At 34.3% G+C, this 18142-nt stretch carries 20 protein-coding genes and 2 pseudogenes; 7 read left to right on the top strand and 15 right to left on the bottom strand.

All coding sequences use genetic code 11. The annotated features are described in order from the left end of the window. Window positions 1–56: 56 nt before the first annotated feature. The 11 genes from BKP57_RS06610 to BKP57_RS06560 form a co-directional block, all read right to left on the bottom strand. Entirely contained in the window at window positions 57–557 is a 501-nt protein-coding gene (locus BKP57_RS06610) for an antirestriction protein ArdA (protein ID WP_018705629.1), read from the bottom strand. Window positions 558–724: 167 nt separating this feature from the next. After that, entirely contained in the window at window positions 725–946 is a 222-nt protein-coding gene (locus tag BKP57_RS06605; RefSeq protein ID WP_010097509.1) for a hypothetical protein, read from the bottom strand. A 25-nt stretch (window positions 947–971) separates the two neighbouring features. Next, the gene (gene mobT / locus BKP57_RS06600) at window positions 972–2174 is read right to left on the bottom strand and encodes a MobT family relaxase (protein ID WP_072741213.1); all 1203 of its coding nucleotides are present in this window, start codon (window positions 2172–2174) and stop codon (window positions 972–974) included. A 227-nt stretch (window positions 2175–2401) separates the two neighbouring features. Further along, window positions 2402–3742 carry an FtsK/SpoIIIE domain-containing protein gene (locus BKP57_RS06595; RefSeq protein ID WP_072741212.1) on the bottom strand — a complete coding sequence of 447 codons (1341 nt, stop codon included), beginning with the start codon at window positions 3740–3742 and terminating at the stop codon, window positions 2402–2404. Beyond that, window positions 3742–4122 carry a YdcP family protein gene (locus BKP57_RS06590; RefSeq protein ID WP_072741211.1) on the bottom strand — a complete coding sequence of 127 codons (381 nt, stop codon included), beginning with the start codon at window positions 4120–4122 and terminating at the stop codon, window positions 3742–3744. The genes BKP57_RS06595 and BKP57_RS06590 overlap by 1 nt, the downstream gene beginning before the upstream one ends. Before the next feature lie 13 nt (window positions 4123–4135). After that, entirely contained in the window at window positions 4136–4450 is a 315-nt protein-coding gene (locus BKP57_RS06585; RefSeq protein WP_018705633.1) for a YdcP family protein, read from the bottom strand. A gap of 101 nt (window positions 4451–4551) precedes the next feature. Continuing rightward, window positions 4552–4746, bottom strand: coding sequence for a hypothetical protein (locus BKP57_RS06580; protein ID WP_083547208.1), 195 nt, complete (start codon window positions 4744–4746; stop codon window positions 4552–4554). Between the two features lie 69 nt (window positions 4747–4815). Beyond that, on the bottom strand, window positions 4816–5895 hold the full coding sequence (locus BKP57_RS06575; RefSeq protein ID WP_072741210.1) for a DNA cytosine methyltransferase: 1080 nt from the start codon (window positions 5893–5895) through the stop codon (window positions 4816–4818). 87 nt (window positions 5896–5982) lie between these two features. Next, the gene (locus tag BKP57_RS06570) at window positions 5983–7089 is read right to left on the bottom strand and encodes a UvrD-helicase domain-containing protein (protein WP_072741209.1); all 1107 of its coding nucleotides are present in this window, start codon (window positions 7087–7089) and stop codon (window positions 5983–5985) included. Next, window positions 7089–8726 (bottom strand): ATP-dependent nuclease, encoded by a 1638-nt coding sequence (locus BKP57_RS06565; RefSeq protein WP_072741208.1) that lies wholly within the window; start codon window positions 8724–8726, stop codon window positions 7089–7091. Before BKP57_RS06565 ends, BKP57_RS06570 begins: the two co-directional genes overlap by 1 nt. 601 nt (window positions 8727–9327) lie before the next feature. Then, entirely contained in the window at window positions 9328–10260 is a 933-nt protein-coding gene (locus BKP57_RS06560) for a helix-turn-helix transcriptional regulator (RefSeq protein WP_072741207.1), read from the bottom strand. Window positions 10261–10381: 121 nt separating this feature from the next. On the opposite strand from BKP57_RS06560, the gene BKP57_RS06555 reads away from it, so the two are divergent. Then, window positions 10382–11020, top strand: a complete 639-nt coding sequence (locus tag BKP57_RS06555) for a type 1 glutamine amidotransferase family protein (RefSeq protein WP_072741206.1) — start codon at window positions 10382–10384, stop codon at window positions 11018–11020. A gap of 69 nt (window positions 11021–11089) precedes the next feature. Continuing rightward, the gene (locus BKP57_RS06550; RefSeq protein ID WP_072741205.1) at window positions 11090–11344 is read left to right on the top strand and encodes a hypothetical protein; all 255 of its coding nucleotides are present in this window, start codon (window positions 11090–11092) and stop codon (window positions 11342–11344) included. 218 nt (window positions 11345–11562) lie between these two features. On the opposite strand, the gene BKP57_RS06545 is transcribed toward BKP57_RS06550, so the two are convergent. Next, window positions 11563–12759 (bottom strand): serine hydrolase domain-containing protein, encoded by a 1197-nt coding sequence (locus tag BKP57_RS06545; RefSeq protein WP_072741204.1) that lies wholly within the window; start codon window positions 12757–12759, stop codon window positions 11563–11565. Between the two features lie 53 nt (window positions 12760–12812). Then, entirely contained in the window at window positions 12813–13247 is a 435-nt protein-coding gene (locus tag BKP57_RS06540; RefSeq protein ID WP_050351773.1) for a MarR family winged helix-turn-helix transcriptional regulator, read from the bottom strand. A gap of 153 nt (window positions 13248–13400) precedes the next feature. On the opposite strand from BKP57_RS06540, the gene BKP57_RS21650 reads away from it, so the two are divergent. The 4 genes and pseudogenes from BKP57_RS21650 (at window position 13401) to tnpA (ending at window position 14549) form a co-directional block, all read left to right on the top strand. After that, the gene (locus BKP57_RS21650) at window positions 13401–13502 is read left to right on the top strand and encodes a MerR family DNA-binding transcriptional regulator (protein WP_082240923.1); all 102 of its coding nucleotides are present in this window, start codon (window positions 13401–13403) and stop codon (window positions 13500–13502) included. A gap of 52 nt (window positions 13503–13554) precedes the next feature. Then, window positions 13555–13776, top strand: coding sequence for a hypothetical protein (locus BKP57_RS21645; RefSeq protein ID WP_156875287.1), 222 nt, complete (start codon window positions 13555–13557; stop codon window positions 13774–13776). Next, entirely contained in the window at window positions 13773–13919 is a 147-nt protein-coding gene (locus tag BKP57_RS21970) for a hypothetical protein (RefSeq protein ID WP_156875286.1), read from the top strand. Before BKP57_RS21645 ends, BKP57_RS21970 begins: the two co-directional genes overlap by 4 nt. Window positions 13920–14079: 160 nt before the next feature. After that, a pseudogene (gene tnpA, locus BKP57_RS06530) lies at window positions 14080–14549 on the top strand (IS200/IS605 family transposase). A gap of 365 nt (window positions 14550–14914) precedes the next feature. On the opposite strand, the gene BKP57_RS06525 reads toward tnpA, so the two are convergent. Beyond that, entirely contained in the window at window positions 14915–15949 is a 1035-nt protein-coding gene (locus tag BKP57_RS06525) for a YheC/YheD family endospore coat-associated protein (protein ID WP_050351771.1), read from the bottom strand. Then, window positions 15918–17162, bottom strand: a complete 1245-nt coding sequence (locus BKP57_RS06520) for an ATP-grasp domain-containing protein (RefSeq protein WP_050351770.1) — start codon at window positions 17160–17162, stop codon at window positions 15918–15920. The genes BKP57_RS06525 and BKP57_RS06520 overlap by 32 nt, the downstream gene beginning before the upstream one ends. 318 nt (window positions 17163–17480) lie before the next feature. Between BKP57_RS06520 and BKP57_RS23300 the strand changes: the two are divergent. Beyond that, window positions 17481–17997, top strand: a pseudogene (locus BKP57_RS23300) (MerR family transcriptional regulator); the annotation flags it as partial. Window positions 17998–18142: the final 145 nt, after the last annotated feature.

Genomic DNA, 18142 nt, shown 5'->3' with positions numbered 1-18142 from the left:
TCATCTTCCTTTCCAAAAGAAAAAGCAGCCTGTACGATAACAAGCTGCTTCTCCATCTATTGAACATATTCAAATACACCATGTGACGTCACAAGAAAGCTGCCTTCAATTTCAAGGTCACGTCCAAAAGCTCTATAATCAATATAATTCTGTAAGTTAGCAGGGACTTCCCCAAGTACGCCTGTTTCTTCTATCAAATATCTCGCAACATCTTCCATATCTTCACAATCAGAATAACAAATGATGTCATCTTGATGCTCCAGTAATTCTTCTAAACTATCAAACCAATAGCCTTGTACTTCTGATAGTGCATCATATAAAGGAGAGCCTTCGATTTCTTGCACCATTGCACATAACCGGTTGATTTCGGATATTGGCGTATATTCATCAACCTCAAATGGTAACTCGTAATCATGTATCGCATATTCTTCATACTCACCATTTAAACCAATACGCTCTTTCACGTCTTCCATATCAATAGGTGGTGTAAACCACGCACCAACAAGTTCGCCTTCATTGTACTTGCCGAGGTTAGCAATGTAGACTTGCATATCCATTGGTTATCACATCCTTTTCATTAAAAATAGCCATAAAAAAAGCAGCAGCTTGTTATCTGCTGATACACAAACGAGGCTTGTTAATCCCTACCGCACTACCGTTTGGTCCACCATTTTTTTGCAGAACATAAGAAGACCACTTATCTTCTGCAAAATAACGGTACAATTTAAGCCCCTATGATTCGGTTAAATAGGTTTAACAACACATCTTTTACTCCAGCCGCATTAAAGACTAATCCCACCGCAACCAAAGCAATGATTAGAAAGCCGATTAGTTTGGAAAACTCTCGTTTAAAGCCTAAATAAATGCCAATCACGACAATCGCCATTAATACTAAAGATTGCGCATTACTAAGAAACCAATTGTACAAATTCTGCCCAAAATTCATCTGAATTTCTCCCTTCATAAGTTAATCAATCGTTGCTTGACAATGGTTGAATCACTTTCTCTATGGGAATGGTTTGTTGCATGAGTATTTTTTGGTGCCGTTCGGATAATTCTACTTGCTCCAACATGTCTTCAATTACACTCGTTTTATTAAGTTCATCTATCTTTGTCGCTAGTTTCCAAGTAGGAGCAACTTGTCGAGCCAGCCATCTTAAAGATTTTTCAAACGTATATGGTTCGGGCTTTGTTGTTAAAGAAATTTTTCTATTCACACCTAAATCCAAAAAACGTTGCCATTCCTTATTCATTTTCCAACTGCTGCGACGTTTTTCCTCGTCTTTATCGACAAAACGAATATATCGATTAATAATCGAAAAGGCGGTTCGTCCAGCATCTTCATACGTCATTAAATCTACAATCGCATGATAAGCACGATCATTCTTTAAACGAATTTCAAAACGATTTTTCAAGTCTGTATCTTCGAGTGATGTTCCATGTTTCACGTATTGTTCGTAATCCTTCTCATACGCACAGAAGTACACATCACTTTTTAACGAACCGATATATAACGTATTGCCCATATCAGGCTTGTCTTCACTCTGCACAAGTTCACCAGAACGATAACTTTTAAAACTGCGAAAAACAGAGATACATTCTTCATTACGACATTTGTTGGTCAGAAATGGGATATCCAATATCCCTGTTTTATCGTTTATCGCAAGATCAATTCGTTTAAAAACCCCACATACTCGAAACACTTCCATAAAAAAATCGAACCATGTTCGTTGCTGAGCTAATAAGAAGTTCTCAAATTGCCTACATCCTTTTCCTTTGAGTTCGAGTAAACAGCCTTTGTCTTCATCAGGAGAAACCATGATGACAATATCGCCAAAAACATATTGTTCCATATAAGAGTAAAACGCATAATCTTCATGCAACATGTACTCCATTTTCAATTTCAAAATATCTTCAATGATAGGCTTCGGGTTTGTTGTTAAAAATCGAATCCGTACATAGTCAAACAAGATTTCCAAAGGAGCATCTGGATTAAATTGTTCTAAAATATCAAACAAGGTATTTTTTAGTGAAACGGAAGGAGTTACTTTTCCTGTTTCGATTTCACTGATATATTGTCTTGAAATTCCAATATGAACAGCCAGTTTATTTTGCGACACACCGTATTCCAATCGTTTTTCTTTTAATTGTTGATACCAAGGTATTTGATTCATATGCATTCCTCCAAACTAAAAAAAGATGTCAACTAAAGGTTAAAAGCTGACACCCTCTTTATATGCTCCAAACCGTTGTGCCATCAGGTCTTAGTGGCTTTTGGAACAGTTTCTTATTGTTTTTCTACCCCCCTGTTAGAAATGGGGGGTTAAGGCGTGGCTGTCGCCACGCAGGCTTAGCCCAGTACGGCGGCTTTCGCTTCGCACGCCGCCGCACTGGGCAGCCTTTATCGGGCTAGTTTAGCAATTTCTTCTAAAAAGTCATGTTCTTTCGGGACAAGTGGTGTATAAAATTCAGAAATGACATTATCTCCTTTATCAACATACCCTCGTCCTTTGATCTGTTTTAAGAAAAATTGTTTTTGTATGTCCGACCCAAACATCATTCCATATCCGAGCTCACTCATACGTCCTAAAGCAACCCGAAAATTAAACTGATCTCGAATGCCATCTCCAAGATATTTTGCATCTGGTCGTTGACAAGCAAGGATAAGGAAAAATCCTGCTTGTCGTCCTAACATAACAATCTGTTTCAGTTTAGTTAACACCGCCGTATTTTCCTTAGAAGCAAGCATTTCCATAAACGCAACATATTCATCAAAAACTAAAAAGTGAGGAGATAAGCCTAAATAAGCATAGTTTTCCCCTGTTTTATAGCCCTTCATCAGTTTCATTTCTTCACTACGAATCATCATAGATTCATAAAATTGGTCAATACATGCCATCATATCTTCCTTTTTATAATACACATCAGGCATAACAGTGGCTAAATCCGCTAAATCGGCATTTTTCGGATCTAAAATATACAACTTTGCATCTGTTTTTAATAGCGCTTCAATCAGCGTGAGAATAAAATACGTTTTCCCACCGCCTGTTCCACCAGCAATTAACATATGCGGCAACTTATCGTATTCCCAATACATCGAATCCATGAGCTTTAAGCTACCATTTTGTGCGATTACTTCATCAATAGAAATACGGTTTGCAATCATATCATAGAAAAGAACATACTCTACATAGGAGTCATGTAACTCTTTCGATACCAACTCACAGTACAAGCCACTTTCCAGTTTGTTTTCGAGATTTAGTAATTGATCTTGATATTTTCCAAGTGTGATTTCCACTTGAATACGAATCATCCCTTTTTCGAGCAGATAGTACATTTTAGGAAAGTAACTAATTTTATCTTTTGTTTTTCCGTTTGGAATATCTTCAAAGAAGCTACTCGATTGTACTTGTTTCGTTTCATACCAACCATTTTCTAATATCATTTTGGCGAGTTTTTGACGATGAATAACTTGCTTTATCTTGTCATACCGATAGTGATAATAGAGATACGCACATCCAGTAGTTATAGCTAGACTGATTAACAATGTCATCAATCCATAAATGCTTATAAAGTGTGCTTGAAATAGATCAAGCTGCCACGTTGTAGAAAGTAAAAATGGCAGATGAAAAGGGATAAAAGAAGCGAGCCATACACCAACGAGTCCAAAGAATACAAATTGAAAAACGAGGGAAGCATCTTTTTCCTTAATGCGTTTCCCTCGCCCTTTGAAAATCTTCATTATTTATCCTTCGTTGGCGTAGCTTTTGAAACATTACTAGTCGATGTTGTTGCTTTTCCCTTTAAGACTAAATCATCTGCTTTAATGTACCAATCAACATCTGCACCACGAAATGTTGCATTTGCGACGGTATCTGCGACGGGGTTAATAATTTCTACTTCCGCATTATAATCAAATTCTTTTAAGGGAACGGAAGCAGGAATACTAACTTGAATCATGCGGCCTTGTTCACGGGACTTTAAATCATATGTTCGTTCCTTGACTTCAGAAGATACCGTTCCATCTTCATTTTGGAGGAACACTTCACGTCGTAATGCCGAAAACTTTAATAAGCCAAATGTCTTTTCTTTATCAATGACAATACCTTGTGCTAATCTCATGTTTTTTTCCTCCTTATGCTTTTACCATGTCATCTGCATGTAAGATATAGTTTGTGAACCCACGTTCTCCAATTTTATAACCTTCTGCGGTGATTCTTGCATTGACTAATTTTACTTTTTCCTCATGTTCAAAGAACTTTTCTCCTGCTTCTTGTGGGAGAACTACTTCAATATCATCTGCACGTTGAATATCGGAATACAAATTATAACTCCTGGATAGCGTGGTCATACGTCCATTAATTCGGCGTTGTTCGACTTTGCCTTCTCCTGCGTATTCTAAATTTCCAAAAGTTTTTTCCATATTTGGAATGACATATTTTAATTCCATCATATAAACCTCTTTTCTTGTTTTAATTTTTGGTTATCTATGAAAAGCCAGGGCAGAAGGGAGGGGAACGAGAAAAATACATCTTCATTTGTCAATCACTCCTATGTTTCTTGCAAACGATAATCCACACGCCCATAAATCACACACCAAAATACAACCATCGTTTCACCTTGTTGGTCACGTACCAATTTCCCACAAGGGAAAAACGGAAAGTCTTCAATCTCAATTTCATTCATAACAAAATGATCATCGATCCATTCCATCACCTTTTCTTCATTTTCTTCCAAAGAAACCACACTCCCTCCTTGATTTAGACAATAAAAAAAGCATGACAGATGGAATTTGTCACACGTTAGTTGATTTATCTATAAAATTTCTGCAATACCAGCCATGATATATTCAGCACATGGTACGGCAATTGCATTTCCAATTGCTTTATATCTTGCATAATCACTAATGGATTCACCATTATTTCCAAATGCTGTCCAGTCTTCTGGTAATCCCATCAAACGTTCACATTCCAACGGAGTTAGTTGTCGGATATAACCTTCTTTTTCTTTCCCTTCATACCAAAAAGAAAATATATTGACCGAACCAGCTAACAAAGTGGGGAAAGGGTCATTTGTCCGTCCAAAACTTCCAATGAATCCTGATTTGTTTTTATCTTTTGCTGTACTTCGCATACGTCGTTCTTGAAAGGGGCGGATGACGGGTATGTTCCTCCTTGTTTTTTCAGAAGATCTTCGACTGGCCGCGGTGGAGGGCAGCCTGTCTTCTCCGCAAGACGTAGGAAATGATTGCAATTCGCGGGTTTTAAATAATATTTCTCTGGCACGTTTTCCTCCAAAATCTGCCACGAGGAAGATACGTCTTCTTCTTTGAGGAAGCGTGGGCTTTCCCCAATATCGGGCATCCAACACGCGCCAGCACACATCAACTTCATTCCCTCGGACCATTCCCGCTTTTGCCCAGACTCCAGAAGTAGGCATTGGAATTTCGGTATTTGTGAACGACTCCAGCACGGCTTTAAAATCCAACCTGTTATTTGATGAAAAAGCTCCCATGACGTTTTCCCAAACAGCGATAGCTGGATATGCTCCATTCGTTGCACACCTCATTTCTTCGATAATTCGTATCGCATGATAAAATAAACTGGATTGACTCCCAGTAAGACCTTCTCGTTTACCGATATTGGATAAGTTCTGACAAGGTGAACCAAATGTAATGATATGAACAGGTGGAATTTCTTCTCCATTTACTTTAGTAATATCTCCTAAATGAAGCATGTTAGGAAAATGCCGTTTTGTAATAGATATAGGTGCTTTTTCAATCTCACTTGCCCATGTTGGACTAATTCCAAAACGGGAAGCAGAGAGGGGGAAGACACCGATTCCGTCAAAAAGGCTTCCAATTTTTAAATTTGTGTTATAAATCTTTTTATTCATTTCATATTTCACCTCCAATTTAACAACAAAAAACGCCATTTGTCGGTAAGTAAATACCGTCCAAATGGCGTTGCAAGTAAACGTTAATTAATATTCGTATATGGGGAGTATATCCGTTTCGATATTATTTTTACATACAATTGCAACACTATATCGTGCTCTTGTTACCGCTACATAAAATTTACATTTAATATCAAAATTATCCAGCTTTTTATCATTCAATAACCAGTCTGATATCTTTTGAGTTGGATATATTAATACTCGATCTCGTGTTGTTCCTTTGGATTCCCCAAAATTCTTAACTTCATAATTGGGGTTTACTTTTTTAGTGCGAGAATATCTTAATTGTGTTGGAGAATACTCTATTAAATAACGTTCAATATCCTTTTCTCTTACAAGAAAAACCCCATCATGTCCTGTAATTTCATTATGGAGAGAATCACAGGATGGATATTCAGGGAATAGATAGTTGGCGAAATTACAGATAATCTGGTTATTACGCCAACTATCTTTAAGAGTATCTGTATCGATATTAACATCTATAGATTTGCATTCATTTAATATAAATTCTTGTATTTTTCCATCGGAGTATTTTTTATATTTGTCAGGAAAATGAGTTTGATATGTTACTTGTCTAGGATCACCAGCAATTTTAATAATTGAATCGGATTGAAACAAAAGTTTTATTATCTCTAAATCATATCCTGCCATATCCTGTACTTCATCTATAAAGATATGTTTAAACAGTCTAGCAATCCGTTCAATTACATATCCATTATTTTTGTCATTACAACGAACAACAAATTTTGAGAGCTTGTCTGAATATATTTGGAAATCATTTGAAAAATAATGTTTTTCAACTTCTGTTTCTTTGTAGTACACTGGGAACTTTCCGTTTTTATATCTAAATCCTGATTTTTTATTCATCAATAACAAACCATTTATATTTTTATTTGTTAGTTTTCCTTGGTATGGTTTTGCACCATGCTCAATTAAAAACGAAAACCATGTTCTGATAGTAACGTTGTGTGGAATGACACCATTATTTAACTCGAAAAATTTCTTTCTTATTTCTTCTTTATTTTCTTCTGTAAAAGTAGTAATTAGAACACTTTCCGTAAGCTTTAATGATTCTTGTACAAAATGGGTAGTTTTTCCCGCGCCAGCCGCAGCTATTAAAAGATTATTTTTCATCACAAGGCCCTCATAATAAATTCCGGATAATTAATCTTATCTTGAGATGAAAATATTTTTAATGCACAATCAGTCTTATTTGATTTCATGTACTTAAGTAGAGAGTCTTCAGTTTCATATTTGGTATCGAATATAGAATTCAACTTTTCTAAACTGTTTGCACGTAATAAGGCTGGTTCTAGAGTATTATAATTAAAAGGTTTATTATCTTTTCCTATAGTTAGTGGTCCAGTGTGTATTTTTTCTTCATAGCAAATCTCGATATTTGATTTTTTGTTTTTTCCTAAGTAATTCTTATATTTCCGTTTTAAGGACTCTAAATATCCATCATTGTCTGTAACAACTTTTACAGGTATCTCTAAGCATTCAGCAATTTCTAAGAACCTTAGGAAAGATGTTCCTACGGAAATGATTTCTACTTCGTCTTCAATAGGTAATTTATCATTGTTGTTGTCCCTATATGCCCTTTGAAGTACTAATTCGTCAGAATCTCCTTCAACTAGGATTGCTTTCTTGCATAATATTAACCGCAGAGTGTCATATCCGGATACTTTTTCAAAAAAATCTTTGGAACTTAAATGATCAAACTTAACTGTTTTTTGTTTATTTAATAATATTAAATTATCTAAACCCAATTTATTAGAAACAAAACTACTATGAGTAGATAGTATAATCTGCTTATCATGATAATTGTCTTTGATGTTATTTAGCAGTTGGTTAAGTCGCGAATGGCTAATATGACATTCTGGTTCTTCAATTAGGATTATAGATGAAGCTTCTGCCCTTTTGTTTGACAAAGCTAAATCAGTTTTTATAATAGATTGCTCCCCTTTACCGATAAAATCAAAGGGGATTTTATCAAGTTGAGTTATTAAACTACCGTCCCAAGTTGAACGTGACCCTAAATCAACGGTCAATTCAATTTCTTTATTACTTAATTTAGATATATCAGTTATTTTTGAGTTAATGTCAGCAATCGATTGGTCTTTTGAAAAAGTTTCTTTTACTTTTCTATAGGCTTGTGCAACTTTAGTTTTTTCATCAGTATCTAAAATATTTTGAACAATTCTAGATATATAAATATCAGATCCATTTCGAAACTTGCTAAAACCTACATCGATAAACGATGACTTAATTGGAATGCTTCTAGCAGTCAATGCTTTTCTTGCGAAAGAGTACCATTCCACATCATAGTATTCAATTGGTAGACTTTCTATATTTCCCGATTTTATTAAAGATTCATATTCTTCATTATATTTTTCATCTAAGGCAATTTTTAGTGCAATTCCACTAGTTTTTCCTGAAGTCTTCTTTTCAGAAAACTTATCACCTTCTAAAATGGGGAGAACTTCATCTAAATATAATTCAATTAAAATATAAGGTGGTTCAGATGTCTTTCCATCGTTAACATTTTCTATATACTCTTTTACAACTTCATAGTTAAATAAATATTGTGTTAGATTTCCTTTGACTAACTTCCCCCTAAATATACCGCTGAGAGCCAAATGTATTGCCTCTAAAATGGTAGATTTTCCAGCTTCATTATTTCCAACTAAGATATTTATTCCCTTTTTAAAATCTAAAGTGAAAGAACCCTTGATACATTTAAAATTCTCGATTTTTACACTTCTGATCATTGTCTCTCTCCTACATAATATTCTATAAATTTATTATCAGGTATTTTTTAGGAAAAGACAATCTAATGCACTATAAATAAGAATCTATTCAAATTTCCCAATGAAAAAAGACGCCTCAATTGAAACGTCTATTGTTTAAGATATCAAATATTTATAGTGATAACTCTAAATTAGGATTTGCATTTATTGCATTAAAATTGCATTATATTAATTTTTAATATCATATTATAAGAGTTGATACTTCTTAAAAACCCTTTAAAATCAATGATATTGCTTTATATCAAGCACCGTGAAAGTAGAGTGGGAGTAAAGAGCTAACTTGATTTGAAGTGGGAATGCCTATTTAACGGCATTTGTCCTAAGCTAAAATGAAGAAAATGTATTAAAAATAATATAGTTCCCTACCAAAAACCCTACCAAGGAAAAATTTTAGTAGGGAATTTTGTTTTTTCATTGAATTTTGGTAGGGATATTTTTGGTAGAAAAGATAAATAGTATGTACGTGTCATTTTTAGTTTTAAATGGCACTATTTTATCTTAAAAAATGGCAACAGATTTAACTAAATAGAACAGTATAAGGATAAAATTGAGATTTCTTGATTTAATTTTCATATAAGTTAGCTATATCATATATTTTCCGTTTCAATTCTGTTCGGATATGTAAAGGCTCTAAACATTCACATTTATCACCAAAACTTAAAAGGATATTGTAATAATATTCGTTTTCTATAAAAGGGAAAGTAACAATGTAGTACTCATCACCGTCTGGTGAAAAATGTTCATACATACAATAATCAAGTACTCTATCCATGATGGATTTATGAATACGAAGTTTGATTTTCACTTGTATGGTTGCCAAAATATCAGTAAAATCCAATAGTGGTTTTTGATAATCTCGTGGCGTAAAGAAAATATTTTCTAATTTTAGATTTGATATGCGAGTTAGTTTGAATAGCCGAAAATCGTTTCGTTTATAACAGTATCCTTGAAAATACCAATGATTACCCTTCAATACAATTTGATGGGCTTCAGCTTCTCGTTCAGTTTTATTACCATGACGGTCAGCATATTTAAACGAAAGTAACTTGTTTTCTTGTAAAGCTATTTTTATGATTTCTAAATATGGTTGTACGTTCCTATAACCTATCCACTGACTTAAATCGATATGTATTTGATCTGTTTTTAATTTGATCTCGTCAACTCTATCCACTGGGATAAAGCTTTTTACTTTCGCAAGGGCGTTTACCAGTTCGTTACTTTGTATCATATTGGATAGACTAGAAAGACCTGTCAAAATAGTAGAAATATCAGTAGTTGAAAAAACATTTCTATCAATTTTATAGTTTTTCATGATTTCAAAGCCACCTCCTTCTCCCGATGTTGAGCGAATTGGAATACCTGCCATGTTGATGGCATCTATATCACGGTAGATGGTGCGAATTGAAACTTCAAACATATTTGCTAACTCCTGTGCACCTATCCGTTGTTTATCAAGTAGTATCATAATAATGCTAACAAGCCTGCTAACTTTCATCTGTTAACCGCCTTTCAAAAAAAGTTTCTTCATTCTAGATTGTTGCCATATTGTTGTCAACAATAGATAAGTATAATAATAATCAAACAATCAATTTATTACAATCATATGGAGGAAAATTATGAAAACAATCTATATTTATGTACTGGATACTTTAGCAGACTGGGAACTAGGATATGTTACTGCGGAGTTGAATTCCAGGAGATTTTTCAAAGAAGGTGCGAATCAAGTAGCGATTAAAACAGTCAGTAATTCCAAACAAGCGATCAGTACAATGGGCGGAATGACAATAGTTCCTGACTACTTAATTGATGACATTATTGTAAGTGAAACAAGCATGCTGTTATTACCAGGTGCAGATACATGGAATGATCCAAAGCATGAAGCTATTCTTGTAAAAGCAAGCGAGTTGCTCTCTGTAGGTGCTACAGTATGTGCAATCTGTGGAGCTACCGCAGCACTTGCTAATTTTGGGATACTAGATAACCGTCCGCATACTAGCAATGGTCCGGGATTCCTTGAAATGGTTTGTTCTGATTATAAAGGACAAGATTTTTATATAGACCAACCATCTATTGCATCTAATAACCTTATTACTGCTGGTTCCACTGAAGCTTTGCTATGGACGAAACAAATCATTGAGTGCTTAGATGTTTTTAAGTCAAACACATTAGAATCTTGGTATAACTATTTTAATACTGGAGATTCTAAATATTTCTTTGAACTTATGCAAACTCTACCATCTAACAATAAAAATTAAACTATTTTTGTTATTATCAAAACCTTAAAAAGAGATTACTAAATGTGCTAATCTCTTTTTGATATTTTTATGTCCAGTAAATTAATTAATGAGTTTAATACTGATGTATTAGTTGTATCACGCAGATTAGGGCATAGCTCACCATTAAAACATTATGCGCACTTATGGAGTAGAAATGATGAACCACTTGCAGAAAAAATGAAAGGGAATATTAAACTTAATTTTTCTAAGGAAACTTATATTGATTTCAATGGAAATCAAGACATTAGAATGGAATTGGTTCCCTACCAAAAACCCTACCATATGGGAGAGGAATTAAGCTAAAAGCAGTGGTAGCAAGGCTTCTAATTAGTCTATCTACAGTTAATGTTGGAATAAGACTACAACTTAATTTGAAGAGAGAACTCCTATTTAACAGCATTTGTCCTAAGCTGAAATGGACAAAATAAGATGAAAATAAGATAGTTCCCTACCAAAAACCCTACCAAGAATAATTTTTGGTAGGGAATTTTGTTTTAATATTAAATTTTGTAGGGAACATCTCAATTAACTTTTTGATAAGGTACTTCAACACCTTCATCGATAAATAATTGATTCTTAACATCTACATAACTCATCGTATTGCGTACCCAATAATACGATTCATCTATTTTAAAGAGTTGCACACATAACTGATGTTCAAATGCAATCATAAATTGTCTATCCTTTATGATTGCAAACCTTGTGCCAAGTTCATCTGCTAATTCATATTGACCTGTAATATCATCCTTATTAGAGAGTGGTGAAATTTCTATATGTTTTGGCGCTTCTACAGAATATTGTAATCCCATTAAGTAATTCATAATTTCCTGTTCATATTGCGGAAACACTTCTTGATTCGTTGCTAAAACAACAATATCCTTTGTGGATGTATTAATAAAAGCTTGTGCTGAACATCCAAACCATCCTCCTGTATGACCAACCCAGTCATCTTGAATGATAAAACCATAACTATAATACTCGGCTAATTTTGTTGGCGTTATCATGGATAGCACAATCTCTTTGCTATTGTACTGACCTTGCAAAAATGCTTTTAAAAACTTTGCTACCTCCGACACTGTTGCATAAATACCACCGTCACCATATTCATTATTATATTTTTCATTTTTGTTTAAATATGAGTCATTATTTTCCTTTTTATATCGTTGTTCTTCATAATCATATGTATGACCTTGTGCTTTGTATTGTTTTTTAGGCTGTGTTGTTGTATTAGTAAGATTTAATGGTCTTGCAATATATTGTTGTAAATATGTTTCATACGATAAGCCACTTACTTCCTCAATGATTTTTGCAAGTAAAACATAATTCGTATTGCTATAAGACCAATGTTCATTCGGCTTATGTTGTGGTAGCGCAATTTCGGCAAATGTTTCAACACTGATTGTAGAATTTTCTGCAATATACTCAGGTATACCAGATGTGTGTGTAAGTAATTGTGCAACTGTCACATTTGTAAAATGAGGGACGTTAAACCAATTTGTAATTTTATCGTTTAACCGTAACTGTCCTTTTTCGATTAGTTGAAATATCATTACTGCTGTATACATTTTACTTAACGAAGCAAGATTAAATTGTGTATTTTTAGTAATAAGGTATTGCTTTGAGATATCTTGATAGCCATGATAATACTGTTTGATTTGTCCATTTTTCTTATAATATACTGCACCATTAAATGATATAGTTTTAAGTAAACTTTCCATTTATTAACCTCCTAAATAAATTAGATAACTAACATATTAGGTATGAAGAAATTTTATAATTCCTTCATCGCAATCTCCTTTAATTTTTCAACAATGTGTTCTAATGCGTCTAACTCATTTGATGAAAGATTGCTGTAAATTTTATCTGCGATTTGTTTTTCAACATAATCTTGTTTCGAAAAATACTTCAATCCATTTTCATCTAACGTTATAAATACTTCACGTCGGTTTTCTAGATTAATTTCCCGTTTAATATATTTTTTCTTTTCTAACTTTGCTATTAATTGGCTTACTGCACTAGAACTAATATCCATTTCAATCGCAATTTCACCGACTGTAATCCGTTTTGCTAAGTATACAATATCTAATACAACTGCTTGTTGTGTTGTAATGCCGTTATTTAAATAATGCTTATAATGTTTATATATCAAGCGGTTTATTGTATATTCTGCTTCATTAATACGCTTAACCTGTTCATACAAACTCAAAAAATCACCTACTAATATGTTAGATGTCTAATATATTATCAAGTGACTTGTCAAACGTCAATCTTATATAATTCAATTTATTTTGCAAGGTTGACCCTAACATGGTGTCATGGTTTATGATAGTGCTACAGCAAAAGGTTAAGGGGAGCGAAAATGAAAATCGGAGAATTGTCAAAGGAAACGGGAGTAAGTATTCGTTCGTTACGATATTACGAACAGAAGAATCTGATTAGAAAATGGATATCGGGAATTTGAGAAATCTGATATTGAAAAAGTAAAAGCTGTTCAATTGTTTTTTAAAATAGGAATGAATACAGATGAGATTTATCATGTATTATCTTGTGATGTTTTCCATCTCACTGAAAATAATGGGTGTGCTCGTATTGCTGTAGAGCTTTACTCTGAGCGGTTAACAAATGTACGTCAGCAGATAAATTACTTGCAAAAGATTGAACACCAGCTAGAAAACCTTGTGGACTATTGGGAAACGGTGAAAGAGAGAGAAAAATTAGAAAGTAAAATTAAATGAATTATCGACTTCTTATCTTAGTACTTGGGACATTCATCATAGGGACAGATGATTTTGTTATTGCAGGTTTATTACCTCATATTGCTGATGATATGAGTGTTACAATAGTCGCAGCTGGCAATTGGTTACTGCATTTGCCATAGCTTATGCTGTAGGGGCACCTCTTTATAATGGTTTCGAAAACCCCTGGCTATGCCAGGGGTTCCGTAAAGCTTTCAGCGTGGGTTAAATAAAAATGCCTCCCTTGTAAGATAAGGTTGGTTTCCCGACCACCAAATTTCACCGTAGAAGGGGGCATGTCCCATGAAGGACAAGAATAGTTTAGCACATACAACATGGAATTGTAAGTATCACATCGTTTTTGCACCAAAGTATAGAAGACAGATTATTTACGGAAAGTATAAAAGAGTATTGGGCAGATTATTCGAGATCTATGTGAACGAAAAGGTGTAGTTATTCATGAAGCCAATGCTTGTTCCGATCACATCCATATGTTAGTTAGTATACCACCTAAATTAAGTGTATCCCAATTTATGGGGTATTTAAAAGGAAAAAGTAGCCTCATGATTTTCGACCGCCACTCCAACCTAAAATATAGATATGGAAATCGGAAATTTTGGTGTAGAGGATTCTATGTTGATACAGTGGGAAGAAATAAAAAACAAATTCAAGAATATATCAGGAATCAGCTCAAGGAAGATTATATGAGTGACCAATTAACATTATTTGAAGAGTTCGATCCATTTACAGGACAAAAAAATAAGAAGAAATAAGAGATTTTTTTAGAATTAGCGAGTGAATGTGGTGCAAGAGGGAAACTCGATCGGTGAGCCTTTAAGGCCGATGCCGGTAATAAAGGCTTTCAGCCGCAGAGCAAACCACCAGTTCACACTGGTGGTTTTGATTTAGATAAAATGAAGATAATTTCGTTAAAATTTTTAAAATAGTTAATATATTATATGTTAATTTGTGAAATATTGTACTTAAACTAACTGAGCAGGATAGCTGAAGATGGATAGTACTCCAAGTCACTCCTAAGAGCCTGTTTATATAAAAAACAGGCTCAATTAATAATAGCTTATTAAAACAGATTCCCCAGTTTACGTTTACATGTTTTTGGATATTAGTTAAATTTCTTTCAACTCTGCATTAATCGCGCTTTTTGGAGTTGTAAATAGCATGCATAGCGAATCATACGTTTGGTAACATCTTGTTCTAGACTAAACAGTATAGGGGGGCCTGGTCGCCAATTGACTTCGAAAATCCAAATTTTTCGGTTAGCATCTATTCCAATATCAATCCCCAATTCATCAAGTGGTTCATTATACAAACCGTCAAAATGAGTAGAAAAATGAACGGCAAAATGCTCCAAGGTTCTTTTGACATCATAAAATTTTTCTTCAAATTCATGTTTTAAAAAACTTTCGAATATGGCTGAATAGCCGCCACCGCTCAAGTTCGCAACAACCCCTTCCCCAGCAATTCTTGGATAAATAGTTGTCAATGTCCACTGTCCTTCACCATCTTTTTGAGTGTGCAACCTAAAATCGTAGGATAACCCGTTATTCGTTTTACTTTGTATAAAGGGCTGAGATAGGAAGGCATCATTCTTTATAATATTTTCTATGAACTGCTTGAGTTCTATTTTGGTTAGAACTTGTTTTAACTGATTTTGATAAATAGTGTACTGATCATCTTCTTGTTGGATATAAACAATACCTATTCCTTTTGCACCTGACGCAGGTTTAACAATGATCTCTTGATATTCATTTAAAAGATCGTTTACAACATCGAATTTAGTAATATCTACTGAGGGGATCAAATAGTTTGAAAAGGTTCCATCTTTTTTAATTCGATTGTAGACACTCATTTTGTCGCCAATGGGGTTACTCGTAAAAGGAATATCTTGACGCAATGCTTCAACAATTACTTCCTGCTTCTCGGTTATTGGTGGACTTGAATTGTAAATGACGTCTGGAAAAGGGACAGTTTTTTCTATCCATTCTCCCATTACGTAAACCCATCCAAGGATTGTTTTTTCTTTGAGATTAACTCTCCCAGGGGAAAAGAAGAAAAATTCAACCCCCTCCATCTTTGCAGCTGCTGCATAAGCATAAGACTTAAAGACAGTTTTTGGATCATTACGGTGAGAAAGCATTCCGATTGTTGTCATGTTTTTCCTCCTCTAAATGAAAATGCAGTTCTTTTGCTGCGGTTTGAGCGTTTATTTTTGCTTGTTCTGACGTATCACCTTTTGCTATTACATAGGCATATCGTTTTCCCATAGAAACAGGCGGGGCAATCATCGTACCTTTTCTTGGTTTCACATAAACTTGCTCCACCCCTTGGCACCTTGCAGCTCTATTACGCCCTGTTACCTTTAATAATTTCCCTGACTTGTTGACGGTTACATAGTGAGTGTAAATATTTGTTTTCCATTGACTAGTCAATTCAGGTGTTTGTCCTAAATAAAGCCGTATCGTTTGCTCAACTAGGTTGATTCCATAGGCTTTTTCAATCATAGCATTCATGGCTCCTCCGGAAATCCGTGGATTGATTTCTATGAGTTTCCATTTCCCATAAACAAACCTTAATTCTAAATGACATGCACCCTTTGTAAAATTAAACGCTCGAATAATGGAAGTGACATTTTCATATAATCCTTCATAAAAGTCTTCTTCGAGATCTGTTTGAATAGAATATCCTGTGACAACAAAAGGATTAATCTCAGAGAATGATTGTTTTATGACTGCGACAATATGGACAGTCCCAAAGTTGATTAATGCCTCCACTAAATATTGTGGACCATCCAAATATTTCTCAACTAATATAGGTTGACCGTGACGCTTATTAGATAAATGTTGAATTGCCTGTTTTAACGCTTTTTGGCCATCAGCTAGAATGACGTCTTTTGAACCAGTAGAATTTGGAGGTTTAACAATCCATTTTCCTACCTTATGGCGATTTAAAAACTTAGGTAGTGAATCTAATGGGTGAAAAACTTCAAATTGTGGTGAAGTGATTCCTTTAAGCACATGATGTGTTTCGATTTTGTTTTCCATTTTTCGCATAGCTTCTATTGAAAATGAAGAAATGCCCCACTCATCCGATAATTCACATGCTAGACACACATAAGATTCAAGAAAACTTAGAATACCGGCAATTTCTTTCCCTTGATTCTCCAGTTCAAGAATACATTGAATCAAATGTTCTTTAGTGAATACACTAAACATCATTTCGTGAACATCAGGAAACTCCGTTCTTTGCAGCAAGAATTTACTTCGATTTGTTAGGAGTACGGTTAAATAACCCATGCGTTCAGCCGCCTTAATGGCCTCTCGGCTTGAACCTGATTTATTTGCTCCTATAAAAACTATTGTTTTCACACTGCGCCCCTCCTGTTATTGATTTAAAGAGCACCTAGATCATATATCTATGCATGTTCTTACTTCTATTCAATGCAGAAAAATCCTTAAAGCTTGTATGTTTGTGGATTTTTGTAAAAACAGGCAAAACACCTTATCTTGCCAATGGTTGAACTGGGAACTAAATGGTCGCATGAACTTATTCATCTCCGATGGGTAGATATTCTGTAACCAAAACATTATATTTCTTAAGAGAAGATAACTTAAAGTATGTCTCGTGTCGGTAGATGTATTGAAGGATAGCGTTTTTAATTCCGGTAATTTTTGTTGTGCCGATACTATAAAAAACGTCTTCTAAAGAAGATAAAATCAGTCAAGGAGGACTGCTTTAAAACAAAGGAATATCTAGGTGAATTCGTAGTTAAAGAGATGAAGCCATTAGAAGTAACAGGTGAAATTGCAGAATATGCTGCCTACGAAGAGTATGAAACGATAAGAAATAGTACCGGGAGTTTAAAAAAAGCTGTAACATTAGCGAGTGCGAGACGTGTAATCAATTTTGATGAAGATGGGATGAAAGGGGAGAGATTTATCGTTGTAAGAGAATTAGAAGATACCGACAAAAATCCTAAAGGGAATCCTTTCACATCCAAAATGTATTTATACTGTGATAGAAGATGGTAGATTTGTTAATGGAGAAAAGAGCATAGATTATGAAGTAGGAGAAAGTCTTTTAAGAATAGCCCAAGAAAATGGATATGAATTAATAGGTACGGCTTACATTAATATATTATTGACAATATACGAAGAAGGTCTAGAACGTGTGTTTTTAGAAATGTATGCACCAATAAAGTGAAACTTCAATCAGTGGGGTCTTGCTGCCAATTTAATGCGGGATAAAATAATTGAAAAAGACATTCGGTTATTAAGCAAACCTGTTCCTTACCAAACTTTAACTTGGCCATTTCATTTTATACCTTATTTCCACCGATTAGCATTTC

Origin of the sequence: Virgibacillus sp. 6R, from assembly GCF_001895305.1 — a bacterium.
GTDB lineage: Bacteria > Bacillota > Bacilli > Bacillales > Amphibacillaceae > Virgibacillus > Virgibacillus pantothenticus.
The sequence above is the reverse complement of the archived record's forward strand: the minus strand, read 5'-3'. Positions and strand labels throughout refer to the sequence as shown.